Origin of the sequence: Herbiconiux aconitum (assembly GCF_024979235.1) — a bacterium.
In the GTDB taxonomy this organism is placed as follows: Bacteria; Actinomycetota; Actinomycetes; order Actinomycetales; family Microbacteriaceae; genus Herbiconiux; species Herbiconiux aconitum.
Genome location: NZ_JANLCM010000001.1, coordinates 1,722,408 through 1,744,808 on the forward strand (window position 1 = coordinate 1,722,408; position 22,401 = coordinate 1,744,808).

Annotated in this window: 24 protein-coding genes and 1 tRNA gene; 14 read left to right on the forward strand and 11 right to left on the reverse strand. The window is 67.6% G+C overall.

The window, feature by feature from the left end; all coding sequences use genetic code 11:
* The first annotated feature begins 13 nt into the window (after window positions 1-13).
* Window positions 14-1,258: an MFS transporter gene (locus N1027_RS08135; RefSeq protein ID WP_259506829.1), complete on the forward strand. Its 1,245-nt coding sequence runs from the start codon at window positions 14-16 to the stop codon at window positions 1,256-1,258.
* Window positions 1,259-1,285: 27 nt separating this feature from the next.
* On the opposite strand, the gene N1027_RS08140 is transcribed toward N1027_RS08135, so the two are convergent.
* Window positions 1,286-2,149 carry an AraC family transcriptional regulator gene (locus N1027_RS08140; RefSeq protein WP_259506830.1) on the reverse strand — a complete coding sequence of 288 codons (864 nt, stop codon included), beginning with the start codon at window positions 2,147-2,149 and terminating at the stop codon, window positions 1,286-1,288.
* 226 nt (window positions 2,150-2,375) lie between these two features.
* Between N1027_RS08140 and exaC the strand changes: the two genes are divergently transcribed.
* From exaC to N1027_RS08160, 4 genes are read left to right on the forward strand one after another with little or no spacing between them, the layout of a single operon-like run.
* The gene (gene exaC / locus N1027_RS08145) at window positions 2,376-3,860 is read left to right on the forward strand and encodes an acetaldehyde dehydrogenase ExaC (protein ID WP_259507941.1); all 1,485 of its coding nucleotides are present in this window, start codon (window positions 2,376-2,378) and stop codon (window positions 3,858-3,860) included.
* Window positions 3,860-4,264, forward strand: coding sequence for a DUF779 domain-containing protein (locus N1027_RS08150; protein ID WP_259506831.1), 405 nt, complete (start codon window positions 3,860-3,862; stop codon window positions 4,262-4,264). Before exaC ends, N1027_RS08150 begins: the two co-directional genes overlap by 1 nt.
* Window positions 4,265-4,293: 29 nt before the next feature.
* Window positions 4,294-4,971: a hypothetical protein gene (locus N1027_RS08155; protein ID WP_259506832.1), complete on the forward strand. Its 678-nt coding sequence runs from the start codon at window positions 4,294-4,296 to the stop codon at window positions 4,969-4,971.
* A 56-nt stretch (window positions 4,972-5,027) separates the two neighbouring features.
* Window positions 5,028-5,363, forward strand: coding sequence for a hypothetical protein (locus tag N1027_RS08160; RefSeq protein ID WP_259506833.1), 336 nt, complete (start codon window positions 5,028-5,030; stop codon window positions 5,361-5,363).
* Between the two features lie 4 nt (window positions 5,364-5,367).
* Here the strand turns inward: N1027_RS08160 and N1027_RS08165 are convergent, their stop codons facing one another.
* Entirely contained in the window at window positions 5,368-5,526 is a 159-nt protein-coding gene (locus tag N1027_RS08165; RefSeq protein ID WP_259506834.1) for a hypothetical protein, read from the reverse strand.
* Between the two features lie 118 nt (window positions 5,527-5,644).
* Here N1027_RS08165 and N1027_RS08170 point away from each other — a divergent pair, with 118 nt between their 5' ends.
* Window positions 5,645-7,204: a carboxylesterase/lipase family protein gene (locus N1027_RS08170; RefSeq protein WP_259506835.1), complete on the forward strand. Its 1,560-nt coding sequence runs from the start codon at window positions 5,645-5,647 to the stop codon at window positions 7,202-7,204.
* A 167-nt stretch (window positions 7,205-7,371) separates the two neighbouring features.
* Here the strand turns inward: N1027_RS08170 and radA are convergent, their stop codons facing one another.
* Window positions 7,372-8,694, reverse strand: coding sequence for a DNA repair protein RadA (gene radA, locus N1027_RS08175; protein ID WP_259506838.1), 1,323 nt, complete (start codon window positions 8,692-8,694; stop codon window positions 7,372-7,374).
* 103 nt (window positions 8,695-8,797) lie between these two features.
* Between radA and N1027_RS08180 the strand changes: the two genes are divergently transcribed.
* Window positions 8,798-9,523 (forward strand): TMEM175 family protein, encoded by a 726-nt coding sequence (locus tag N1027_RS08180; protein ID WP_259506840.1) that lies wholly within the window; start codon window positions 8,798-8,800, stop codon window positions 9,521-9,523.
* Window positions 9,524-9,528: 5 nt separating this feature from the next.
* On the opposite strand, the gene N1027_RS08185 is transcribed toward N1027_RS08180, so the two are convergent.
* The gene (locus tag N1027_RS08185; protein ID WP_259506842.1) at window positions 9,529-10,311 is read right to left on the reverse strand and encodes a cupin domain-containing protein; all 783 of its coding nucleotides are present in this window, start codon (window positions 10,309-10,311) and stop codon (window positions 9,529-9,531) included.
* A gap of 147 nt (window positions 10,312-10,458) precedes the next feature.
* Between N1027_RS08185 and N1027_RS08190 the strand changes: the two genes are divergently transcribed.
* A complete protein-coding gene (locus N1027_RS08190) occupies window positions 10,459-10,860 on the forward strand; it encodes a DUF6855 family protein (protein WP_259506844.1) in 402 nt (133 codons plus the stop codon).
* A 115-nt stretch (window positions 10,861-10,975) separates the two neighbouring features.
* Window positions 10,976-12,598 (forward strand): stealth family protein, encoded by a 1,623-nt coding sequence (locus tag N1027_RS08195; RefSeq protein ID WP_372499696.1) that lies wholly within the window; start codon window positions 10,976-10,978, stop codon window positions 12,596-12,598.
* On the opposite strand, the gene N1027_RS08200 is transcribed toward N1027_RS08195, so the two are convergent.
* Window positions 12,534-13,478, reverse strand: a complete 945-nt coding sequence (locus N1027_RS08200; protein WP_259506846.1) for a phosphodiesterase — start codon at window positions 13,476-13,478, stop codon at window positions 12,534-12,536. The genes N1027_RS08195 and N1027_RS08200 overlap by 65 nt on opposite strands.
* Before the next feature lie 111 nt (window positions 13,479-13,589).
* The gene (locus N1027_RS08205; protein WP_372499698.1) at window positions 13,590-14,405 is read right to left on the reverse strand and encodes a potassium channel family protein; all 816 of its coding nucleotides are present in this window, start codon (window positions 14,403-14,405) and stop codon (window positions 13,590-13,592) included.
* On the opposite strand from N1027_RS08205, the gene N1027_RS08210 reads away from it, so the two are divergent.
* Complete coding sequence (locus N1027_RS08210; RefSeq protein ID WP_259506851.1) at window positions 14,341-15,249, forward strand: alpha/beta fold hydrolase; 909 nt, start codon at window positions 14,341-14,343, stop codon at window positions 15,247-15,249. The two genes, N1027_RS08205 and N1027_RS08210, sit on opposite strands and share 65 nt — an antisense overlap.
* 26 nt (window positions 15,250-15,275) lie before the next feature.
* Here the strand turns inward: N1027_RS08210 and N1027_RS08215 are convergent, their stop codons facing one another.
* Window positions 15,276-16,058 (reverse strand): glycosyltransferase family 2 protein, encoded by a 783-nt coding sequence (locus tag N1027_RS08215; RefSeq protein WP_259506853.1) that lies wholly within the window; start codon window positions 16,056-16,058, stop codon window positions 15,276-15,278.
* A 63-nt stretch (window positions 16,059-16,121) separates the two neighbouring features.
* Between N1027_RS08215 and N1027_RS08220 the strand changes: the two genes are divergently transcribed.
* Window positions 16,122-16,211: transfer RNA gene (locus N1027_RS08220), tRNA-Ser, on the forward strand.
* Between the two features lie 89 nt (window positions 16,212-16,300).
* Here N1027_RS08220 and N1027_RS08225 read toward each other — a convergent pair.
* Together N1027_RS08225 and N1027_RS08230 are read right to left on the reverse strand one after the other, a co-directional pair.
* Complete coding sequence (locus N1027_RS08225; RefSeq protein WP_259506854.1) at window positions 16,301-16,681, reverse strand: VOC family protein; 381 nt, start codon at window positions 16,679-16,681, stop codon at window positions 16,301-16,303.
* A gap of 309 nt (window positions 16,682-16,990) precedes the next feature.
* Window positions 16,991-17,563: a TetR/AcrR family transcriptional regulator gene (locus N1027_RS08230; RefSeq protein WP_259506855.1), complete on the reverse strand. Its 573-nt coding sequence runs from the start codon at window positions 17,561-17,563 to the stop codon at window positions 16,991-16,993.
* An 86-nt stretch (window positions 17,564-17,649) separates the two neighbouring features.
* On the opposite strand from N1027_RS08230, the gene N1027_RS08235 reads away from it, so the two are divergent.
* Both N1027_RS08235 and N1027_RS08240 read left to right on the forward strand, forming a co-directional pair.
* Window positions 17,650-18,102, forward strand: coding sequence for an anthrone oxygenase family protein (locus tag N1027_RS08235; protein WP_259506857.1), 453 nt, complete (start codon window positions 17,650-17,652; stop codon window positions 18,100-18,102).
* A 68-nt stretch (window positions 18,103-18,170) separates the two neighbouring features.
* The gene (locus tag N1027_RS08240; protein ID WP_259506858.1) at window positions 18,171-18,734 is read left to right on the forward strand and encodes a DM13 domain-containing protein; all 564 of its coding nucleotides are present in this window, start codon (window positions 18,171-18,173) and stop codon (window positions 18,732-18,734) included.
* A 114-nt stretch (window positions 18,735-18,848) separates the two neighbouring features.
* Here N1027_RS08240 and N1027_RS08245 read toward each other — a convergent pair whose 3' ends face one another.
* The gene (locus N1027_RS08245; RefSeq protein ID WP_259506859.1) at window positions 18,849-21,077 is read right to left on the reverse strand and encodes a putative bifunctional diguanylate cyclase/phosphodiesterase; all 2,229 of its coding nucleotides are present in this window, start codon (window positions 21,075-21,077) and stop codon (window positions 18,849-18,851) included.
* 233 nt (window positions 21,078-21,310) lie between these two features.
* Between N1027_RS08245 and N1027_RS08250 the strand changes: the two genes are divergently transcribed.
* Complete coding sequence (locus N1027_RS08250) at window positions 21,311-22,006, forward strand: DUF8817 family protein (protein ID WP_259506861.1); 696 nt, start codon at window positions 21,311-21,313, stop codon at window positions 22,004-22,006.
* Between the two features lie 30 nt (window positions 22,007-22,036).
* Here N1027_RS08250 and N1027_RS08255 read toward each other — a convergent pair whose 3' ends face one another.
* Window positions 22,037-22,399, reverse strand: a complete 363-nt coding sequence (locus N1027_RS08255; protein ID WP_259506862.1) for a hypothetical protein — start codon at window positions 22,397-22,399, stop codon at window positions 22,037-22,039.
* Window positions 22,400-22,401 lie beyond the last annotated feature (2 nt).

Genomic DNA, 22,401 nt, shown 5'->3' on the forward strand with positions numbered 1-22,401 from the left:
GCACGCTGGAACCATGACCACCAGTGACACCCGTTCCATCCCCGTTCCCCCCGCATCGCATCCGGACACCACATCCATCTCACTCGCCGGTACCGCCGGCACCACTCCCACCCCCACTCGCGGCTCCTGGCTCGGCGTCGCCTCGCTCGGCCTCGGCGTCTTCGCCCTGGTGATGGGCGAGTTCCTGCCCGCCAGCCTGCTGTCCCGCATCGCCGGCGACCTGGGGGTCTCCGAAGGCCTGGCCGGCCAGTCGGTGACGGTCACGGCCATCGTCGCCGCGATCGCCGGCATCGGGCTCCCGGTGCTGCTGCCGCGACTGGACCGCCGCATCGTGATGCTCGGCCTGACCGCGCTCGCCATCGCTTCCGATCTGCTCGTGGCACTGGCGCCGAACTATCCCGTGCTGCTGGCCGCGCGCATCCTGCTCGGCATCGCGATCGGCGGATTCTGGGCCCTCTCGCTCGCGATGACCGCCCAGCTCGTGCCCTCCCACCACCTCGGCCGGGCGATGACCGTCGTCAACACCGGTGTCTCGCTCGCCACGGTCGCGGCGATTCCGCTCGGCACCTTCCTCGGCGAGATCTGGGGGTGGCGCTGGGTGTTCGTGCTCGCCGCCGGCATCGGCGCCGTCGCCTTGCTCGTGCAGATCGTGGTGCTCCCGTCGGTGGCGCCAAGCGGCGCCCCCGGGTTCCGCGCGCTCGGCTCGACCCTGCAGTCCCGCCTGGTGCTGCTCGGACTCGTCGCCGTGGCCCTGATCGCCGGCGGTCACTTCACCGGCTTCACCTACATCCGCCCCGCCGCCGAATCGATCGGCGGTCTCGATGCCACGGGTCTCGCCATGTTGCTGCTCGTCTACGGAGTGGCTGCCTTCGCCGGCAACCTGATCAGCGGACCGCTCGCCGACCGCTGGCTGCGCGGCGCCGTGCTGGTCTTCCCCGTCGCGATGGGCGCCGGCATGGCGGTCTTCGCGCTCGGCGGGGGCAGTGCGGGCAGCACCATCGCCTCCGTCGCGCTGTGGGGGCTCGCGTTCGGCGGCATCCCGACGCTCCTGCAGACCTGGATGGCGCGGGCCGAGCCCGAGCGGCTCGAGAGCGTCGGCGGTCTCGTGGTGGCCACGTTCCAAGTCGCCATCGCCGTGGGCGCCGTGGTCGGCGGAGTGCTGGTCGACGCCGTCGGCGTGCACACGGCCCTGGTCGTGGGCGGCATCGCGGGAATCGCGGGCGGGGTGCTTCTCAGCAGCCTCCGCCGTCGCGCCTGAGCCTCGAACGTGCCCTGAGCGCCGGCGTCACGCCACGCTCAGGGCCGCGTGCTCCCGACGCCACTCGCTCGGTGACGCCCCGGCGAAGCGCCGGAAGGCGCGGCTGAACGCGACATCCGATCCGTACCCGAGCATCGCCGCGGTCTGCGAGACGCTGAGGCCCTCGCGGCCGAGGAGCTCCATCGCCCGCGCCATCCGCACGCGTGCGAGATATTTCAAGGGCGGATCGCCGACCGTGGCATGGAAGCGTTCCGAGAAGATCGAGCGCGACGACTGCGCCACGCGGGCGAGGCTCGCCACGGTCCAGGGCGAGCTCGGGTCGGAGTGGATCGCCTCGAGGGCGAGCGCGATCTGCGGATCGCGCAGCGAGATCAGCCAGTTCGAAGTGTTCGAGCCGCAGCCGCTCTCGATCCAGGTGCGGATCGCTGAAGCCGCGACCACGTTCGCCAACGCCGTGACGACGGAGGCGGAACCCGGGCGAGCTCTCGACTGCTCCGCGCGCATCCCGGCCAGAAGCGACGCCACCAACGGCTCGCGCAGCACGAAGCCGCACGCCACCAGGAGCTCCGGCAGGCACAGACCGATGGCGGGAGCCGCGGAGGAGTCGAGCAGCATCGTGCCGCTCGAGACCTCGGCGTCGTCGGTGACCGTGAGGGTGTGTGTTCCGCCGCGCGGGAGCAGCAGGAAGTCGCCCGCGCGCACGGTGGCGGATTCGCCGCGACGGTCGATGCGCACCGACCCCGCGGCCACGTGATGGAACGTCACGGTGTCGCCCGCGAAGCTTGTGCGCGAGCCCGAGGCGAGTCGTGAGGTCTCGAAACCGGTCACCGTCCAACGCAGGCGCGCGATGAGATCGCTCAGCGGATCGCCCGACGTCGCCACAGATGTCATGAGAGAGACAAGGATGCGCGGCCGCTCCGCATTCCCGGCGCAACCGGATGCAACCTCCCGCGGCGTAGCGTCGGGCCCAGTCGACACTGTCGTCGACAAGGAGCATGCATCTCAAGGAGCAGCAATGACCCTCACCGACCGCCCCGACACCGGAGCCTCCGAGGCCGCCGCCGAGCCCACGGCCTCCCCCACCGTCTACGCGAACCCGGGAACCGCCGGAGCCGTCATGAGCTACCGGCCGCGCTACGACAACTACATCGGCGGCGACTACGTGCCGCCGGCGAACGGCCAGTACTTCCAGAACCCCTCGCCCGTGACCGGCCAGGTGTTCACCGAGATCGCCCGGGGCACCGCACCCGACGTCGACCGGGCCGTCGAAGCCGGGTGGAAGGCCTTCGGCGCGTGGGGCAAGACGAGCGTCGCCGAGCGCGCCGTCATCCTCAACAAGATCGCCGATCGCATGGAGGCGAACCTCGAACTCCTCGCCGTGGCCGAGACCTGGGAGAATGGCAAGCCGGTGCGCGAGACCCTCGCCGCCGACATCCCGCTCGCCATCGACCACTTCCGTTACTTCGCCGGGTGCATCCGGGCGCAGGAGGGCGGTATCTCCGAACTCGATCACGACACCGTGGCCTACCACTTCCACGAGCCGCTGGGCGTCGTGGGGCAGATCATCCCGTGGAACTTCCCTATCCTCATGGCCACCTGGAAGCTCGCCCCGGCGCTCGCCGCGGGCAACTGCGTGGTGCTGAAGCCGGCCGAGCAGACACCGGCCAGCATCCATGTCTGGCTCGACCTGATCAAAGACCTGCTGCCCGCCGGCGTGCTCAACATCGTGAACGGGTTCGGCATCGAAGCGGGCGCGCCGCTCGCGTCGCATCCGAAGATCCGCAAGATCGCGTTCACCGGCGAGACCACCACAGGCCGCCTGATCATGCAGTACGCGAGCGAGAACCTCATCCCGGTCACGCTGGAGCTGGGCGGCAAGAGCCCGAACGTGTTCTTCGCCGACGTGGCCGACGAGAAAGACTCCTTCTACGACAAGGCGCTCGAGGGGTTCACCTTCTTCGCGCTCAACCAGGGGGAGGTCTGCACCTGCCCGTCGCGCGCGCTCGTGCAGCGCTCGATCTACGACGGCTTCGTGGCCGACGGCCTCGATCGGGTCGCGAAGGTCAAGCAGGGCAACCCGCTCGACGTGTCGACGATGATCGGGGCGCAGGCCTCGAACGACCAGCTCGAGAAGATCCTCAGCTACATGGACATCGGCAAGCAGGAGGGCGCCAAGCTGCTCACGGGCGGCGAGCGGGCCGACCTCGGCGGCGAGCTGAGCGGCGGCTACTACGTGCAGCCGACGGTGTTCGAGGGGCGCAACGACATGCGCATCTTCCAGGAGGAGATCTTCGGGCCGGTGCTCGCACTCACGAGCTTCAACGACTACGACGACGCGATCTCCCTCGCCAACGACACGCTCTACGGGCTCGGCGCCGGCGTCTGGTCGCGCTCCGGATCGCAGCTCTACCGCGCGGGCCGGGCCATCCAGGCGGGCCGCGTCTGGTCGAACACCTACCATCAGTACCCGGCGCACGCGGCCTTCGGCGGCTACAAGCAATCGGGCATCGGGCGGGAGAACCACCGCATGATGCTCGACCACTACCAGCAGACGAAGAACCTCCTCGTCTCCTACGCCGACGGGCCGATGGGCTTCTTCTGATGACTGAGACCCCCTCCCGGGTCGAGGTGACGGATGCCGCAGCCGACATGCTGCGGCATCTCGCCGCCACGAACGGGCAACTCATGTTCCACCAGTCGGGCGGGTGCTGCGACGGGTCTTCGCCGATGTGCTTCCCCGTCGGGATGTTCCGGGTCGGGGCGTCCGACATCCTGCTCGGCACCTTGCACGTCGAGGGCACCTACCCCATCGAGGTGTACATGTCGCGGGCCCAGTTCGAGTATTGGAAGTACACGCACCTCACGATCGACATCGTCGACGGGCGGGGGAGCGGCTTCTCGATCGAGGCGCCCGAAGGCAAACGGTTCCTCATCCGCTCCCGGATGCTCGTTGACAGCGAACTCGAAGCATTCGGCCTCGCGACTCACGGGGCGGTGTCGCCCTAGTTCGGGCATCCGCTCGTTAGCCTGGGCACATGTCGACGATCAGGCATCCGGTGGGCCCGCAACCCAAGAAGGTGTACTGGCGACGGCGGCTGGTGGTGTTGCTGCTGGCGCTGGCCATCATCGCCATCGTGGTGTTGATCGTGGTGCGGCCGGGCTCCGGTGCGGCCGACGCGAGCAACGGCGGCATCCACGCCGGCCCTCCGCCCACCACGGCCTCGACGGATGCGGCCACGACAGACTCCGACGCGACGTCCACCCCCGGCGCCGTCGACGCGCCCTCCACCACTCCGGCCGGCGAGGTGGTGGCCTGCGCCGCGGGGAACATCTCGATCACGCCGGTGACGGATGCCGCCAACTACGACGCCGCCACCAAGCCGCAGCTCTCGTTCACCATCACGAACACGGGTTCCGAGGCGTGCAAGATCAACGCCGGCACCTCGCAGCAGATCTACACGATCACGAGTGGCCAGGAGACCTATTGGGTCTCCACCGACTGCCAGACCGACCCCTCCGACACGCAGGCCGTGCTCGAGCCGGGTGTCGCCGTGTCGTCCACACCGTTCACCTGGGATCGCACGCGCTCGTCGAAGGACACGTGTTCAGGCGGCGATCGCCCGCAGGTTCCGGCGGCCGGCGCGTCGTACCACCTGAATGTGCAGGTGGCGGGCATCGATTCGGTCGATTCGCAGCAGTTCATCCTCAACTGACCGATGGCCTCGGCCTGGCATGCCGTTTCGGGTCGATCGGCGTAGGTTCGTGCAGCGTGGGTAACGAAGTGATGCGAGTGTGGACGGCCACGATCCTGACCTCCGACCGGGAGGCGTACATCGCCCTGGTGGAGCGGACGGGTCTCAAGGAGCACAGTGGAATCGCGGGGCACATCCGGTCGTGGGTGCTCGCCCGCGACCTCGATGCGGGCTACACCGAGATCAAGACCATGTCGTTGTGGGAGTCACGAGAGGCCATCGAGGCGTTCGCCGGTTACGACATCGACCGATCGGTCTCGTACCCCGAGGAGGCCAGGTATCTGATCGAGAACTCGCCGTGGGCGGCCCACTACGACGTCGCCATGGACTCGTGTCAGGGCATCCCGGCGTGAGCCACTACTTGTAGAAGAGTGCTGCCCAGACCAGAACGGCCGCCAGGGCCACCAACGCGCAGACCAAGGCCACGATTCCGGCCAGGCGGAGGCGCGGGCGTGCGGTGGGGTAGTAACGGCGCTGGATTCGTCGCTCCCGGCGACTTCGCTTCGTCGAGGGCACGGATGCGACGCTACGCGCGCTCGCGGTCGGGCGGGTGACGGCTGTGTGAACGCGGGCTGGGAATCCGCTCACAGGCGCGGTTGGTCAGCCGTTCACCTGCCGGTTGTAGCATTCAGGCGTGACCGTCACGACGTTCCGCACCGGCGCCCTGGAGGTCGCCGTGACGGGCGGCGTCGTGCGCGGCGTCGAGCGCCGGAGGCTGGGGCTGCGGCACTGGCGCGGAATCCCGTTCGCGGCTCCGCCGGTCGGTTCGCTGCGATTCCGTGCTCCCCGCGCGGTCGTGCCCTGGTCGGGTGTGCGCGACGCCTCTGATTTCGGCCCCATCTCGATGCAGTCGCGCAACGGCAACTTCATCGGCGCCGCCCGCACGACCCCGATGTCGGAGGATTGCCTCACGGTCAACGTTCTGCGCCCGGCGACGGATGCGCAGGGCCTGCCCGTCATGGTCTTCGTGCACGGCGGCGCCTACAGCGTCGGGTCGTCGGCTGAACACCCACGCAACGGTGAGGCGCTGGTGCGTGATGGCGGTGTGGTCTACGTGAGCTTCAACTACCGGCTGGGTGCCCTGGGCTACCTCGACTTCACGCGCTTCTCGACTCCGGAGCGCCCGCTCGAATCGAACCTCGGCCTCCGCGACCAGGTCGCCGCGCTCGAATGGGTGCGCGACAACATCACCGCTTTCGGCGGCGACCCCGCGAACGTCACCTTATTCGGCGAGTCCGCCGGCGCCAACGCCGTCACCACCCTCATGGCCACGCCCGCCGCCCGCGGGCTGTTCGCCCGCGCGATCGCGCAGAGCGATCCGGCGAACGCCATCTACCTGCCCGAGATGACCGCGGTGTGGGCTCAGGAGTTCGTCGAGCTCCTGAGCGACTCGATCGACACCGACGGCGTCGAATCGACCTCCGACGACATCGCCGGCCAGATGCTCGCGGATGCCGCGGCCGCCGAGCTGGTGGAAGCCGCCGTCTCGCTCACCCTGAAGACCCCCGACGCGCATCCGGGAACCATCGTGCTCTCCCCGGTGATCGACGGCGACTTCCTGCCCGAACGGCCGCTCGACGCCTTCAAGGAGGGGCGAGCCGCTCCGGTGCCCCTCATCATCGGCACCAACGACCGCGAAGGATCGCTGTTCACCGGCCGACTCGACATCCTCGCCACGACGCCCAAGCGCATCCGTGCCATCTTCTCGCGCACCAAGAAGAGCGCGCGCAAGGCGATCAAGGCCGAGTATCCGGGTCTGCCGGCCAAGCGACCCGCCGCCGACTTCGGGGGCGACTACGCGTTCTGGTATCCGACCGTGAAGGTCGCCGAACGTCACGCCCGATTCCAGCCCGTGCATTTCTACCGTTTCGACATCGCGCCGCGGCTTGTGCGGATCGCGGGCTTCGACGCCACCCACGGCCTCGAGCTCTACGCCATCTTCGACCGGATGAACAGCTGGTTCGGTCGCACCATGACCTCGCTCGGCGGACGGCGTGCCTTTCTCGCCGCGAGCCGACGGATGCGCGCCCACTGGCTGGCCTTCGCCCTCGACGGGCGGGTCGACGAGACCGTGTGGCCCCGCTACGACGAAGACGAGCGGCTGACGCTCATCATCGACTCGACGGATCGGGTCGAAGCCGACCCCCGCGGGTCGCGCCGCTTGGCGTGGCAGGCCTTCGTTCCGCACGTCTGACGCCGACCCACCCAGCTCACCCGCTCGCGCCCCGTTCGAAACGACGGATTTTGGGGCCGTTCGACCGAAACGACGGAGGGTGGGGCCGTCGCTGCCGCTTTCCCCCGTCGATTCGGGCATCCGGACGCCAGGCGGCGGCCGGGGGCGGGCCAGGGGCCGAGCGGGCGCTACCCGAAGGCGCGACCGAGCGCCTTCACGAGCTGACGCACGTCGTCGTCGATGATCGTCGTGAAGCCCAGACGACGGGCTTCGGATGCGCGGGTGCGGCTCGACGAGACCGGCCGCACCTCTCCCGCGAGGCTGATCTCGCCGAAGGCCGCGAGGTCGTGTGCCAGCGGCTTGTCGTTCGAGGCCGAGGCCAGCGCCAGTGCGATGGCGAGATCGGCCGCCGGCTCGGTGAGTTTCACCCCGCCGACGGTGGAGACGTAGACGTCTTGATCACTCAGCTTGATGCGCGCCCGCCGCTCGAGCACCGCGAGAATCATTGCCACCCGCGAGGAGTCGACCCCGTTGGTGACCCGGCGCGGGTTCGGCGACGGCGTCGACACCACGAGCGCCTGCACCTCCACGGGCAGCGCCCGCCGCCCCTCGAGGGCGACGGTGACGCAGGTGCCCGACACCGCATCCGACCCTCGCGAGAGGAACAACCCGCTCGGGTCGGGCACCTCGGCGATGCCATCCGACGTCATCTCGAAGCAGCCCACCTCATCTGTCGGCCCGAAGCGGTTCTTGAGCGCCCGCACGAAGCGCAGAGAGGTCTGCCGATCGCCCTCGAACTGGCACACCACGTCGACCAGGTGCTCCAGCACCCGCGGCCCCGCGATCGACCCGTCTTTCGTGACGTGGCCCACGAGCAGCACCGGCAGCGACCGCTCCTTCGCCACCCGAATGAGAGAGGATGCCACTTCCCGCACCTGCGTGGGCGACCCGGCCGCCGAGTCGAGCGACGACGACGAGACCGTCTGCACCGAGTCGACGATGACCAGATGGGGCTGCACCGCGTCGATCTGGCCGAGCACGGTGGCCAGATCGGTCTCGGCCGCCAGCATGAGGGTGGAGGAGAGCGAGTGGGTGCGCTCGGCCCGGAGCTTGACCTGGGAGACCGATTCCTCGGCCGAGACGTAGAGCACCCGAAGGTGCTCCTCGGCCGCCTTCGCCGCGACCTCGAGGAGCAGTGTCGATTTGCCGACGCCGGGCTCGCCGGAGAGCAGGATGGCGGCCCCGGGCACCAGCCCGCCACCGAGCACGCGGTCGAATTCGCCGATTCCGGTGGCCCAGTGGGCCGCGACGTCGGAGGAGATCTCGGTGATTGGCCGGGCGATGCGCGCCGCGTCGAGCACTGTGGCGCGCACCGCACGCGAGATGCCCTCGTTCTCGGCCGACGACACGACGGTGCCCCAGGACTGGCACTCGCCGCAGCGCCCCACCCACTTCGCGGTCTGCCACCCGCACTCGGTGCAGCGATACGCGGTGGAGGTTCTGCTGGCCATGAGCAACACCCTAGAGGCGACCGCCGACATCCGATCGTCGCCTCGCGAATGGTGCAGATCCGCACCTCTTTACACAGCGCGGCGAGGACAGGATGCTGGGTCAGTGAAGATCCTCCGCGGCGCCGAACCGACCCGGCTCGACGCCCTCGTCGACGCCGCCTTCGCGTTCGCCATCACCCTGCTCGTGCTCTGGAACGACCGCCTGCCGAACGACTTCGAGTCGCTCGTGGCGATCTTCGGTCTCATCCCGAGCTTCGCGGCGAGCTTCGCGCTCATCTCCTTCTTCTGGTGGCAGCAGGTGCGCTGGTCGCGCAATCACCGGGTGGAGGACAACCTCTCCACCGTGCTGTCGCTCGCGCTGGTGTTCGTGGTGCTGATCTTCGTCTTCCCGCTACGGATCATGTCGTCGACGTTCCTCAGCTGGATCACCGCAGGCTTCCTGCCCACCCCCTTCGAGGGCGACCTCGACGGCCGGGTACTGTGCGTGCTCTTCCTCACCTACGGCCTCGCGTTCGCGAGCATGTCGGCGTGCGTGTTCGGTCTCTACCGCCACAGCCGGAGTGTGCGGATGCGCGGTGCAGCACCCGCAGACGACAGCGTCGTCGACGCCGCGGTCGGCGCATCCGTCGCTCTCGTCTTCACGGTGGTGGGCCTGCTCTCGGCGGCGCTGGCCGGCGCCTTCCTGCTGGCGGGCGTGACGAACGTCTGGGTGCTCACCATCGCGGGCTGGGTCTACTTCCTGCTGCTCCTCACCGGTGTCGTCGGCGCCCAGGTGCGCCGCCGCGGGGCAACCAGGGGCGAAACGCAGGAGAAGCCGACCCGCGCCTGATCAGCTCAGTCGTCGAGCTCGAGGTCGACGAGCACCTGACCGGCCTTGCCCTTGGCGGCCAGCGTGGCGGCCCGCTCGGCGAGGCGGCGGCGCACCTCGACCTGCGCGTCTTCGACGAACTGCGGATCGAGGGCCGCGCTCGGGAAATGCGGGTCGCCGTGGTACTTCTCGATGTAGGCGTCGAGCTCAGGGCCCGACTCCCACGAGGTGATGAGGCAGTAGCGCGGCTCGGGGCCCTTCTGCCAGACCGCGTGCCAGAAGCGCTGGGTGTCGACGATGACCTGCCGCCCGGCGGGGAGCGAGATGCGCACCTCGGTCTCGGGGTCGAAGCGGTCTTCGCGCAGGATCAGGAAGGACTCCGGGTCGTCGGAGAGGTTGAAGAAGCCGCGCACGATCCAACCGGTGCCGTCGGGGTTCAGACGGTTGTTGTCGTCTTGGTGCAGGTTGTAGAGCGCGGTGGGGTAGGTGTCGGGCTGCAATTCGATCACGCGGCAGCGGCCGATGTTCGCGCCGGGTTCCTCGGCACGGGCCTTCAGGATGGGGGCCTTCTCGACGTTCGCCTGCACCCAGACGCCGTCTTTGTCGGTGCGGGGAGGGGTGTGGTTCCAGAAGCCGTTGCACTCCATGTCGCCGAACGCGCTCGCGAGCGGTGCGAAGCGGGTGTCGCCGGAGGATTTCCAGTCGACGTATTCGAGGTCGAGCCATTCCTGGGGGTCGGCGGCCTGGTCGTAGGAGTCGAGGACGACGTAACCGGTCTCTTCGAATGCTGTCGAGCGAACGTAGCTCATCGGCGAAATGGGCCCTTCCAGTTTGAGAACAAGCGCGTTGTAACATGCTCTACTTAGGCAAGGCTAACACGCTGCCCAGCGCCGGGCAGGGGTCGAAAACAGGCGTACGTCTTCCCGTCGGGACGCGCGCGGAGGACAATGCGGAGCATGGCATCCGGAACCCCAGAAGACCCATGGCAGCTCAGCACCGCACCGGGCTCGTCGGCTTACACGATGTACCGCGACGAGGCTGCCGACCCGCCCGCGCTGGTGTGTCAGGTCGGGTCGACCACCCTGAAATATCACCTGAGTGCGATCGAGGATCTGCACGCGTGGCTGAAAGAGCAGAACGGCTGGGTGCCGCTCGGCGCGGCCGACGAGCAGAAGGTCGCGGCCGAAGGGTCGGTGGAGGCGTGGGGCCGCTCCGAGCAGAACCCGGTGGGCGGCTGGTACGGGTTGCGCAAGGGCTACCGCGGACGGTTCGGCATGTACTTGCCGCCGCTGCTCGAAGAGCTCGGACTGGTGGAGCTCACCCACGACGCCCGCAACAATTCGGTGCGCGCGCTCTAAGCGGACAGGCGAGCCGCACGAGGCGGATCGACGTAAACTGAAGTGACTGGCGACGACGGCAGGAGCACCGACACCCAGCAGACCCGCACCACTCGCTCGACCCAAGGAGGCGACTTTGACCGATGACGTATCTGGAGCCCCCCATCTCGAATCCGTATTGCGTGTCGCATCGACGCATCCGATCGCTCTCGACCGTGGCGACCTCGTTCTTCGCAAAGGCCAGCTGACCCTTCTCAACGGGCACTCCACCCCGCGGCAGTCGATGATCGAAGATCTGCTCTTCATCGCCGATGCGCTCGACGCGGCGCACGTTCCCTTCTTGCTCGTGCGCGGCAACGACGAGCGCCCGGTGCTCGCCGTGCGCTGGAGCGACCGCAAGCGGGCCAAGTCGGCGTTGCTCGAAGCCATGGCCGACGAGCCCTTCTACTCCAAGGCGCCGGGTGCACCGGCCCTCCTGGTGGCCGACGGCAAGCTCTCCCGCGATCCGAAGGCGCGCGTCATGCGGCTGTTCCGGCCCCGGATCGAGCCGATCGGGCGGCTGCGCTACGGCGTCGGGTCGGCCGTGCAGCTGGAGTTCTGGCGCGAGAACGGCGACGTCTTCGAAGCGCCGCTGGAGAACTCGCTCACCCGCCGACTGATTCCGCGCGAGGAGATGGCCGAGACCACGGTCGATCTCTTCGGCCGCACCTGGACGACCATCGAGGGCATGTTCTCAGCGCTCGCCAGCGACATCGACTTCGACGTCGACATCGTGTTCTCGTGGGTCGACGGCACGGCCATCGAGTTCCAGCGCGCGCGGGCCAAGCGCATGGCGAGCTACGTGGTGGGCGACGGCGACGACTCCGAGGCTCGCTACCGCCAGATCGACGAGCTGAAGTACGCGCTCCGCAGCGTCTACACCTTCGCCCCGTGGGTGCGCCGCATCTTCATCGCCACCGACTCGCCGAAGCCCGAGTGGCTGGCCGACGACCCCCGGGTCACCATCATGCCGAGCGAGGAGTTCTTCCGCGACCCGTCAGATCTGCCCACGCACAACTCGCACGCCGTCGAGTCGCAGCTGCACCGCATCCCGGGGCTCTCGGAGCATTTCCTCTACTCCAACGACGACATGTTCTTCGGTCGCCCGGTGAAACCCGATTTGTTCTTCTCGCCCGGTGGCATCACGAAGTTCGTCGAGGCCGACACCCGCATCGGTCTCGGTGCGAACGCCCTGCACCGCAGCGGTTTCGAGAATGCCGCGCGTGTCAACCGCGAGCTCTTGCAGCAGCGCTTCGGCCGCGTCACCACCCGCCACCTCGAGCACTGCGCGGCGCCGCTGCGCAAGAGCGTGCTGTTCGAGATGGAGCAGGAGTTCGCCGACGCCTTCGCGCGCACGGCTGCGAGCCCGTTCCGGTCGGCCACCGACATCTCGGTGACGAACTCGTTCTACCACTACTACGCGCTGATGACCGGTCGTGCCGTGGTGCAGACGGATGCGAAGGTCAAGTACATCGAGACCACGCTCCGCTCCGCGCTCAAAGAGATGGACGTGCTGCTGAAGAAGCGGTCGATGGACATGTTCTGCCTCAATGACGGATCGAAGCCCGAGATCGAGGTCGAGGAGCGCACGAGCGCGGTCATCTCGTTCCTCGAGCGCTACTTCCCGTTCCCGGCACCGTGGGAGAAGACCGAGGTCACGCTCCCGTCGGCAGCAGGATCGGCATCGTCATCGGCGGTTCTGGCGATACCCGCGGGCTGACCGCATCGGCGATCGTGACACCGAGCGTCGCGAGTCGGAGACGGGTCTCCTCGGCCGTGATGTGGTCGAGTGCCGGGTAGCTGCCCACCGGCACCACCGAGTGCAGCACGGTGTTCTCGTAGACGTGCACGAGGTTGAAGGCCTGAGCGCCGGCGCGGCCCTTCGTGCCACCGATCTGCACGTTGAGGTCTTGCGTGTAGCAGGTGGCGCTGGCGACCGAGACCGGGATGCCCGCGAAGGTGGCGGTGGTGGAGTAGTGCAGGTGACCGGCGATGATCGAGCGCACGTCGGAGCCCTCGAGCACCTCGGCGAGGCCCTTCTGATCGCGGAGCTCCACGGCGACGGCGAGGTCGAGCACGCTCGGCACCGGCGGGTGGTGCAGGGCGAGGATCGTGCCGTGCGGCGACGGTGAGGCGAGTTCCTCGGCCAGCCAGTCGAGTTGTGCGCCCGAGACCTCGCCGTGGTGGTGACCCGGAACCGTCGAGTCGAGCGTGATGACCCGAAGACCGTTCACGTCGTAGACGCGGTCGACGGCGCGGGTGCTCGGCATCTCGCCGAACAGCCCTTCGCGAAAGGCGGCGCGGTCGTCGTGGTTGCCCATCACCCAGATCACCTGGGCGCCGAGCCGCGCGGCCGCCGGCTCGACGATCGCGCGGAGCCGCTCATAGGCATCCGGTTCGCCCTTGTCGGCCAGATCGCCGGTGAAGACGATGGCTTCGGGGCGGCCACCGGAGGCCTCCAGCTCGGCGAACACCTCGCGCAGGTGGGCCTCGCTGTCGACGGTGCCGTAGAGCTTGCCACCCCCGGCGAGCAGGTGCGTGTCACTCAAGTGAAGGAGGAAATGGTTCGGCCTCGGGTACTCGGCCGTTCTGATAGTCACAAGACTTCCATTCGGATGAGGTGCGGGCTCCAGGGTTGTCGCCCGTCCGTGGTGCTGTTCCGACTCAAGCACGCGAAAGTGAACGTTTGGGTGACGTCAGGTGGCGAGTCGTCAGTGAGAGTCCTGATCGTTGCCTGGAGCGGGGTCGTGCTCCCGCTCGCGAGCGCGCGGCCGGATCTTCTCGTTGATGAACGACACGATCGTGGCTGTCGCCACGCCGAGGATGGCGACCCCGCCGAACATGAGCACGACCGCGAGGGTGCGCCCGAGGATGGTGACGGGAACGTAGTCGCCGTAACCGACCGTCGTCATCGTCACGCAGGCCCACCAGATGGCGTCGCCGAAGGTCGTGATCGTGGCCCCGGGTGCGTTGCGCTCGGCGGCGAGTTCGGCCAGCGCGATCGAATAGACGAAGAGGATCACGAAGAGTGCGGCATAGATGATGATGGTCGTGCGAACGGAGCCACCGCTGCGCCGACGGAAGTACGGGATGTCGCGCAGCCGCGTGAGCAGAAGGAACGGGCGGAACACCGGAACCAGCACCGAGAGCAGGTCGAGCGGTGTCGACCGGAAGAACGCGCCCTTGTCGGTCGCCAGCACCAGCCGCACCACGTAGTCGACGGCGAAGCTCAGCCAGATCACGAAGAGGGTGATGCTGAGGGCCAGCGTGCCCCCTGGGGCCATCTCCGGGGTCAGCACCTGCACCGTGTAGAGCACGATGAACACCATCGAGAGCACGACGAGGGGCACGGATGTCGTGGTCTCCCACTTCCGGCGTCGATCCTCGTCTTTCGCCATGTCCGTCTCCTCGGTCGGCATCAGGATGACACGGAACGGTTGCCGGAAAGAGTAAGTTGGGGGCGTGTTGGACCCGGCCCTGGAAGCGAAACGACTCGCGGTCAGTCGCGACGAGAACCTTCCTGACATCGACTGGGTGACCCCTCCCACGGGTGCGGTCACCTCCACCTTCCACGCACCGAGCGGCGATCTCGCGGTGATCTCAATGGGCGACCCGGCGCATCCGAGGGTCGTGCTCGTGGCCGGCGCCACGGGGTCGAAAGAGGACTTCCACTTCATCATGCCGGAGCTCGTGGCCGCCGGCTTCTACGTGCAGAGCTACGACCTCGCGGGGCAGTTCGAGTCGCACGCGGCGGGGCCGTGGAACCTCTCGCCGCCGCAACAGCACTACACGCTCGAGCTCTTCGTCGACGACATGATCGCCTTCTTGTCGGCGGGAACGGCGCCCGTGCACCTGCTCGGCTACTCCTTCGCGGGGGTGGTGGCCGGGGTCGTGGTGACGTCTCGACCCGATCTCGTGGCGAGCCTGACCCTCCTCGGCACGCCGCCCGATCCGGGGCTGAGTTTCGCCGGAGTGAAACGGATCGGTCGATTCGCCGATTTCGCGACGCCCGCCGCGGCGGCGAACCTGATGCGCTGGGGCGTGCAGGTGAACGTGCTGCGGGTTCGGCCGGGTCGGCTGAAGTTCGTGCGCGACCGCTTCCACCTCACGCGGCGCGATTCGCACCGCGACATCATGGACATCATGATGCAGGCCCCGGATGTCGAAGCCGCGCTCGCGGCCGTCGACATCCCGATGGCCGTTGCCGTGGGCGAGCACGACCTCTGGCCGCTCGCCCGGCACGCGCGCTTCGCGGAGGCCATCGGCGCTTCCATCTGCGTCTACCGCACGGGGCACAGCCCCTGTGAAGACGCGCCCTACGAGCTGAGCGGCGACCTGCTGGCGCTGTACGCGAAGGCGTCGTCCCGATAACTACAGAAATGCGTGCAAGCGATGCCCTATACGGCGTCGGTCTCACGCATTTGCGTAGTTACCAGCCGCGCCGCGGCTTTGCGGGCCGCGCGGCGGCGCGACCAGCGCTGCCACGGCCATTGCCCGGGCAGATTCACGCCGATGGTGCGGAAGGCCCAGCCCAGCCGCCGCATGAATCCCTTGTAGCTGTGGAACGGGCGGCCCGAGATCGGCATGACGAGGGTGGAGTCGTATTCGACGATCATGTCGGGCAGCAGGTGGTAGGTGATGTCGAGGTCGTCGTGCACCCGGCGGTCGGTGCGGTGCACGGTGTCGCGGATGCGCATCCAGGCATCCCGTCGCATCGCCATGTTGCTGCCGAACAGGGGCGCGTGGCCGAGGAAGAGGGTCATCCAGGTGACGTAGCCGCCGAGATAGAAGGTCTTGCCGGCCCAGGCGCCGGCGGCGTTGATGTCGTAGAAGCGGCCCGGTCCGGTGTAGGCGGTGAGCGCATCCGCTCGCAGGAAGGCAGCTTCGACGCGTTCGAGCCAGTCGGGCAGCGGCACGGAGTCGGCATCGATGCGGGCGAGCAGGGTTCCGGTGGCGGCGTCGAATCCGGCCGCGGTGGCGCGCAGGATGCCCTGGACCGGCTCGTCGATGAGGCGCGCGCCGTGTGCCCGGGCGACGTCGGCCGTGTCGTCGGTGCTGCCGTTGTCGACCACGATGATCTCGTCGGCGGGGCGGGTCTGCGCGGCGAGGGCCTCGAGTGCACGCCGGAGGAACTCGGCGTCGTCACGGGCAGGGATGACCACCGAAATCGAGATCGCCATGCGGCCAGACTATCGGCAGGCGCGGATTGGCGAGACGGGCTCCGCTCGCGTACACTCGTCCGGGGTACCGTGTCCGAGCGGCCGAAGGTGCAACTCTCGAAAAGTTGTGTGGGGGAGACTCCACCGTGGGTTCAAATCCCACCGGTACCGCCATTGCGAAAGCCCCGCAGTCCCCTGAAAGTACGGGAATGCGGGGCTTTTCTTATGTGGCAAACTCTGGCTTGACTACATCTCGATGAGCATCAGAGCGGGTCCAGGCGGGCCTTGAGGAGGCAGAACTCATTGCCTTCCGGGTCGGCCAGGACATGCCAGGACTCCTGCCCTGTCTGGCCGATGTCGGCCGGGCGCGCACCGAGCTTCAGAAGGCGTTCGAGCTCGGCGTCCTGATCGCGGTCGGTGGCGTTGACGTCGATGTGCAGCCGGGATTTCCCCTTCTCCGGCTCATCCCTGCGACTGAGGAAGATCGTCGGCTGCGGACCGCCGAACCCCTCGCGCGCCCCGATCTCCACCGAGCCGTCGTCCTCGCGATCGAGCACGACGAAATCCAGCACCTCGCACCAGAACCGCGCCAGCATCTCAGGGTCGCGGCAACCGAGCACGAGCTCACCGATACGACATGCCATAACAAAACCCGCTCTCAGCTTGGGGACTGCCGGGGACGCCACACGACCTCATGGGCGCCCAGCAGTGAAAACAGCTCCGCTATCGTACCGGAGGAGGCGATACGCAGGCGCCGTGCGCGTCGAGGGATCGGCTCACGTGCGGCGGGAGTGACATTCATCGCTGCGGGAAAGTCCATCTGGCGATGCCATCCACACGCCGCCCCACGAGAATCCGCGGCTCGAAGTCGACCGGCGCGGGCCGATGTGAGACCTCGTGCATCACTCCGGGCTCACGGTTCTTCGCGACGCGCACGACGACGGCGGTTCGTTCTACCGAGGCGGCTCGGCGGCGAAGCGGATGCCGAGTTCGGCCACGCGATGCGGCCGGTGCTCGATGCGCATGCGGCCGGCCCGTTCCAGCTCGCTGATGCCGTGCAGGGCGCTCCAGAACACCTCGGTCGTCGAGCCGTCGCCGCGATCGCCGATCGCCTCCGATAGCACGTCGAAACCCGCGCGCAGATCGGCAGCCGTGTCGTCTGCGGCGAATCGCGCGCCGATCGGCTGCAGAAACATGGCCTCGTAGACGGCCGGATGCTCGCTGCCGAACTCCAGATAGGCGTGGGCGACTGCCTCGATCGCCGCTCGACCGTCTCGTCCACTGAGCGCGGCGCGGCATTGCCGAGTCAGATCGACGAAGCCCTCGAGAGCGACGGCGAGCATGATCTCGGCCTTGCCGCCGGGGAAGTGACCGTAAAGCACGGGCTGGGTGTATCCGATGGTGTCGGCGAGATGCCGTGTGGTCACCGCCGCCCAGCTCTCGGCGTCGGCGCGATCGCGAGCAGCGGCCAGGATGCGTCGGCGGCGCTCATCGGTGCGTTGCTGGCGGGGCGTCTGGTCGGCCATCCGACCTCCTCTTGCAGTGCTGGTCATTCTCGCCCACCTTAGCACTGCTAGGTTATCTAGTGTTGCTAGATTCGAGAGGAACTTCCATGGCATCCGTTCTCGCCGTCATCTCCACCGTCGTCGTCGGGCTCATGGTCGGCGTCGAGTTCGCGGTGGCGTTCGTCATCAACCCGATCCTGTTGCGCCTGCCGGCCGGCGCCTCGCTGGTGGCGCGGTCCGACGGCGCGCGGATGCTGGGGCGCGCGATGCCGTTCTGGTACATCGGTTCTCTCATCCTCACCGTGGCCCTCGCCGTCGTCACCTGGGGCACGACGACCGCCACGACAGCCCTCGTCGCCGCAGTTCTCCTGGCCGCCAGCGTCGTGATGTCGATCGCGTTGCTGGTGCCCATCAACAACCGGTCGAAGACCTGGACCGCCGAGAACCACCCCGACGACTGGCGGGAGCAGAGCCAGCGCTGGGACAGGCTGCACTTCGGCCGCGTCGCGATTATCGTCGCGGCCTTCGCTCTCGTCGCGGTTTCGGCGACGACGCGCTGAGGGACGCTGGTCTGCAACGCCCGAGCAACCGTACTCGTTCGCAGAGGTCATGTCGCTACACTGCGGTCATGAAGCGGGCACTTCTCGTCCTTGGCGGCCTGGTGGCGGCTGCTGCCCTGATCGTCGGGCTGGTCGTGTTTCAGCCGTGGCTGCTGTTCAGTGATGTGCGGGTCGACGAGGCGCTGCCGACGATTCGGAGCACCCAACCCGCCGCAACCGCGGACCCTGACTCGTCCGCGACACCGATGCCCGACTCGGTGCCGGACCAAGTGCCCGAGCCGGTGCCGGTTGTCCTTGCGTCCGGCTCCTTCGTCAGCCAAGAGCACGCGACGACGGGCACAGCAACGATCATCGGGAACCCGGACGGCACGCGCGTGCTCGCGATCGAGAATCTCGACACCACCAACGGTCCAGACGTGCACGTCTGGCTGAGCGCCGCGGATGCGGTTGAGGGCCTGGACGGCTGGTTCCTGGCAGGCGGTACCGCCTACGTCGATCTCGGCGTCATCAAGGGCAACCAGGGCAACCAGGTCTATGACATCCCCGCGGAGGTTGACCTCACCGCCTATCGCAGCGTCTCGCTGTGGTGCGTGCAGTTCAGCGTCGGCTTCGGGGCTGCGCAACTGGGATAGTCACCACGCCGACCGTGCAAACACCCGCACCACATCCCCCGCCGAACCCTGTCGCTCGAGGGAGGAAGGGTGAGCGGGTTCAGTGGTCATCGCTCGTCCCTCCTCGTGTAAAGGTCACTCTCGTTCCTCAGCGACCGCGAGTTCTCGAGGATCCGCCTCTCTCGACGGCAGCAAGGTTGTCTCGGTGAGGGGCGGAATGGCCGAGGCCGGGACCGGTTTGGAGATGAGGTATCCCTGGGCGCGAGTGCAGCCGACCTCCGCGAGAATTGTCAGTTCCTCCGGGATCTGGACGCCTTCAGCGACCGTATCGATGCCCAGTTCGCGGGCCAGGGAGACGATGGATCGCACCAGGGCCCGCGCACGCGCATCGACGGTGAGAGCGGAGACGAAGCTGCGATCGAGTTTGAGTTCGGCGACGACGAGGTCGTGCAGCGACGTGAGGGAGTTGAATCCCGTGCCGAAGTCGTCGAGGGAGATGCGGACGCCGGCTTCGCGCAGAGGGGACAGGGCCGAGGCGACGCGGTCGGCGTCGTCGATGACGTGCTGCTCGGTGATCTCGAGCGTGAGGAGTGCGGGGGAGAGTCCCCGCTCGTGCAAGAGCGGCAGCACTTGGTTCACGAATCCCGATTCGGTGAGGGAGCTGCCCGAGACGTTCACGGCGACCGGCATCGAAAGACCCTGCTCTGCCCACTGTGCCGCCTGGTCTAGTGCTTCCACGAGAATGTCGTGTGTCCAGCCGGTCATCAACTGCGCGTCTTCCAGCAGGGGGATGAACTGGTCGGGTCCGAGTAGCCCTCGCGTCGGATGTTCCCAGCGAGCCAGAGCCTCGACCCCGTCGATCGTGCCGGTGGAGATGCGGATCTTCGGCTGGTACCAGAGCACGATCTGCTCCCTCCCGATCGTCGACCGTAGTTCGTGAAGGCTCCTGAGCCGGTTCAGTGCGTCCGAAGGGGGATGGTCGCTGTCGTCGCGGCGCACCTTGTGTCGCGTCCGGGTGCGGCGCACGAGAGACTCGGCGTGCTTGAGTAGCTCGACGAAGCTGTCGCCGTTTTCGGGGAAGGTGGCGAGACCGACCGTGGATCTCATCACGAGGTCCAGATCGGCGACCCTGATGGGACGGGCGATCGCCGCATGCACGCCGGTGCGGAGTGGCTCCTGTAGGTCACGGGAAAGTTCGGGTGCGAAGATCACGAACTCGCTTCCACTGAGTCGGCTGATCGTCGCGTTGCTCGGCGCTGCCTCGCGCACGCTTGCTGCCACCTGCCGTAGAACGTCGTCTTTCGTGCTGTGGCCAAGCCCTTCCGAGATTTCGCCGACATCGTCGAGTTCGATGAGGATGACGGTCGCGGTGGAGAGGAACGGCAGCGCTGTGTCGGCGCGGTGCTCGACGAGGCTGCGGTTGCCCAACCCGGTGAGGGGGTCGAGATCCCGTTGGGCGCGCAGGTGCCGGCGACGGATGGCGACCGGGGCGATCGTGCAGACGACAGTCGCCACCGCCAGGACGACGGCCACCGCGGAGCCCGACACTGCGGGGGCGATCACGAGGACCGCTAAAGCGCACACGATCGCGAGCACCGCGACAGCCGTCCCCACCCGGGACGGGAGGGTAGGGGACAGTGCGGGTTCGCCCGGCACCGTCCACAGGCAGACCCACAGAACGATCAAGAGCACTCCCACGCTCCACGCGGCGTCGAGCAGAGTTCCCACCACGTAGCCCGAGCCTGGGACATCCATGGCGTAGACGATGTCGGCGCCCGCGAAGAGCACCAAACCGAGGATGAGCGGCATCCAGGACGCACCCGACCGGTCAGAAGCACGCACACCGACCAAGGCCGCGATCAGCAGCACGTCCAGAACCGGGTACGACAACGACAAGACGGAGGCGACGGGGTCTGAGCTGACGATCGTGCTGTCAAGAACCGGTGTGAGCACCAGGGCGAGGACTGAGGCGGCGCCGAGGGAGCCCACGATGACATCGAAGACGACGACGGCACCCCGGCCTGCCAGTAGGTCCCGGGCAGCCAGGATGATTGCGGCCAGAAGCAGCAGGTAAAAGGCGAGATAGGAGAGGTCTGCGGGGGATGGGAACGGTGTCACACCATCCCCGTCGGTCGCTGCGAGAAAGAGTGAGTCGCCCAACACGGTGGCGGTCACCGCCACCGATCCCAGCACCGGGACGATCCGTTTTGACTTCATGAGCGCGAAGGCCGTCCAGCACGTGAGCACGGCCGTCCACTCCGCGATCATCGACACCCACGCATCCACGATCAGCTCGGTACCCGTCACCGGGAAGATGAGGCTGATGACGTAGACGATCTGGCCCGCGACCGCTACAAGCAACAAGACCCGCACCGGCGCTGGAAGAGACGCGAGCCTGCGTCGGCTCACGGCCACCCGCCGCGCTGGAACCTTCCACACAATGTGCCCCCAGGTCGAGAGTATTGGCCCGGCCAACGAATGTGTGCCATTTCGATGATCTGGCGTTTGCGTCCGCGAGGTTCGTGCAGTAGCACGAGCGAAAGCGCAACCGGCTGCGCCGGGTAGAATCGTGACGGCTCGTCGAAGAAGGGGACCGTATGGCCGGCGAACGCATATATCCGGTCTTGACGTGCGCGGATCTGGACGACGCGCTCGCGTTCTACGTCGCGCTCGGGTTCGTTGTCAGCTTCCATCAGCGCAGACCTTACCCATGCGCGGTCGTGAAGCTGGACGACATCGCGATCCACCTGTCCGCCATTGAGGGCTTCGACCCGGAGACGTCGTATGGCAGCGCCATCATCACCGTCTCAGAGCCCGGTGAGCGCCACGACGCGTTCAAGGCTGGGCTGCGGGAACTGTACGGCAGGGTTCCGACCAAGGGCATCCCGCGCCTGCTCCCACCGCGACGCAAGGCCGGCACCGCGACGGGGTTCTCGGTCGTGGATGTCGGCGGCAACTGGCTCCGCTTCTATCGGGAGGGTTCGTCCGAGGATGAAGCGACAGAACGTCGATCCGGCCTGGCCCGAGTGATCGACGTCGCCGCACGGCAAGGGGATGCGCGCGGCGACGACGCACAAGCGATCGCGGTGCTCGACGCAGGACTCACCCGCTATCCCGACGCCCCGCCGATCGAAGTATTCGAGGCGCTGCTCTACCGTGTGGAACTCAAAGTACGTACCGGAGCGGACACTGCCTCTGACCTCGCCGCCGCGAGCGCGTTGCTCGCCGACCATGGGCTCGGCAGAGAGGCAGAGCAAGCGTTCACGGTCGCGGCAGAGTCAGCGCGTTCCTAGGACTGGGATCGTTCGCTGGAACGGCTCGAATCAGTTGTAGGGCCGCCAGACCGTCGCGATGACGATGTTCGCGACCGTGAGTACGCCGAGCGTGGGAACAACCCAGCGGGCGACGGTTTCCCGCTTGCGGTTGATCAGGGCGATGATGAGGATGGCGATCAGGATGACGAGCTTGATGGTGATCTTCACGTTGTCGACCTCGTGACCGAGCGGGTACTGGAGGCCGACGAGCACGATTCCGGTCGCGAGCATCACCCAGGCGCCGTGCAGGATCGCCGGGATGATGCGCGCTTTTCCGAGCTTGATGGCGGAGATCTGCACGAGGATGCCGCCGAGCAGGCTGGCGACTCCGATGATGTGCAGAGCGAGCACGATGTTCTTGACGATTTCCATGT

Bases quoted from the DNA above. Each gene is read 5' to 3' on its own strand.
- N1027_RS08225 (WP_259506854.1), bottom strand. From the start codon at position 16,681: ATGGCATGTCGTATCGGTGAGCTCGTGCTCGGTTGCCGCGACCCTGAG.
- N1027_RS08205 (WP_372499698.1), bottom strand. From the start codon at position 14,405: ATGTCAGGAAGGTTCTCGTCGCGACTGACCGCGAGTCGTTTCGCTTCC.
- N1027_RS08240 (WP_259506858.1), top strand. From the start codon at position 18,171: ATGAAGCGGGCACTTCTCGTCCTTGGCGGCCTGGTGGCGGCTGCTGCC.
- N1027_RS08140 (WP_259506830.1), bottom strand. From the start codon at position 2,149: ATGACATCTGTGGCGACGTCGGGCGATCCGCTGAGCGATCTCATCGCG.
- N1027_RS08155 (WP_259506832.1), top strand. From the start codon at position 4,294: ATGTCGACGATCAGGCATCCGGTGGGCCCGCAACCCAAGAAGGTGTAC.
- N1027_RS08135 (WP_259506829.1), top strand. From the start codon at position 14: ATGACCACCAGTGACACCCGTTCCATCCCCGTTCCCCCCGCATCGCAT.
- N1027_RS08235 (WP_259506857.1), top strand. From the start codon at position 17,650: ATGGCATCCGTTCTCGCCGTCATCTCCACCGTCGTCGTCGGGCTCATG.
- N1027_RS08250 (WP_259506861.1), top strand. From the start codon at position 21,311: ATGGCCGGCGAACGCATATATCCGGTCTTGACGTGCGCGGATCTGGAC.
- N1027_RS08185 (WP_259506842.1), bottom strand. From the start codon at position 10,311: ATGAGCTACGTTCGCTCGACAGCATTCGAAGAGACCGGTTACGTCGTC.
- N1027_RS08255 (WP_259506862.1), bottom strand. From the start codon at position 22,399: ATGGAAATCGTCAAGAACATCGTGCTCGCTCTGCACATCATCGGAGTC.
- N1027_RS08150 (WP_259506831.1), top strand. From the start codon at position 3,860: ATGACTGAGACCCCCTCCCGGGTCGAGGTGACGGATGCCGCAGCCGAC.
- N1027_RS08190 (WP_259506844.1), top strand. From the start codon at position 10,459: ATGGCATCCGGAACCCCAGAAGACCCATGGCAGCTCAGCACCGCACCG.
- radA (WP_259506838.1), bottom strand. From the start codon at position 8,694: ATGGCCAGCAGAACCTCCACCGCGTATCGCTGCACCGAGTGCGGGTGG.
- N1027_RS08230 (WP_259506855.1), bottom strand. From the start codon at position 17,563: ATGGCCGACCAGACGCCCCGCCAGCAACGCACCGATGAGCGCCGCCGA.
- exaC (WP_259507941.1), top strand. From the start codon at position 2,376: ATGAGCTACCGGCCGCGCTACGACAACTACATCGGCGGCGACTACGTG.
- N1027_RS08215 (WP_259506853.1), bottom strand. From the start codon at position 16,058: ATGGCGATCTCGATTTCGGTGGTCATCCCTGCCCGTGACGACGCCGAG.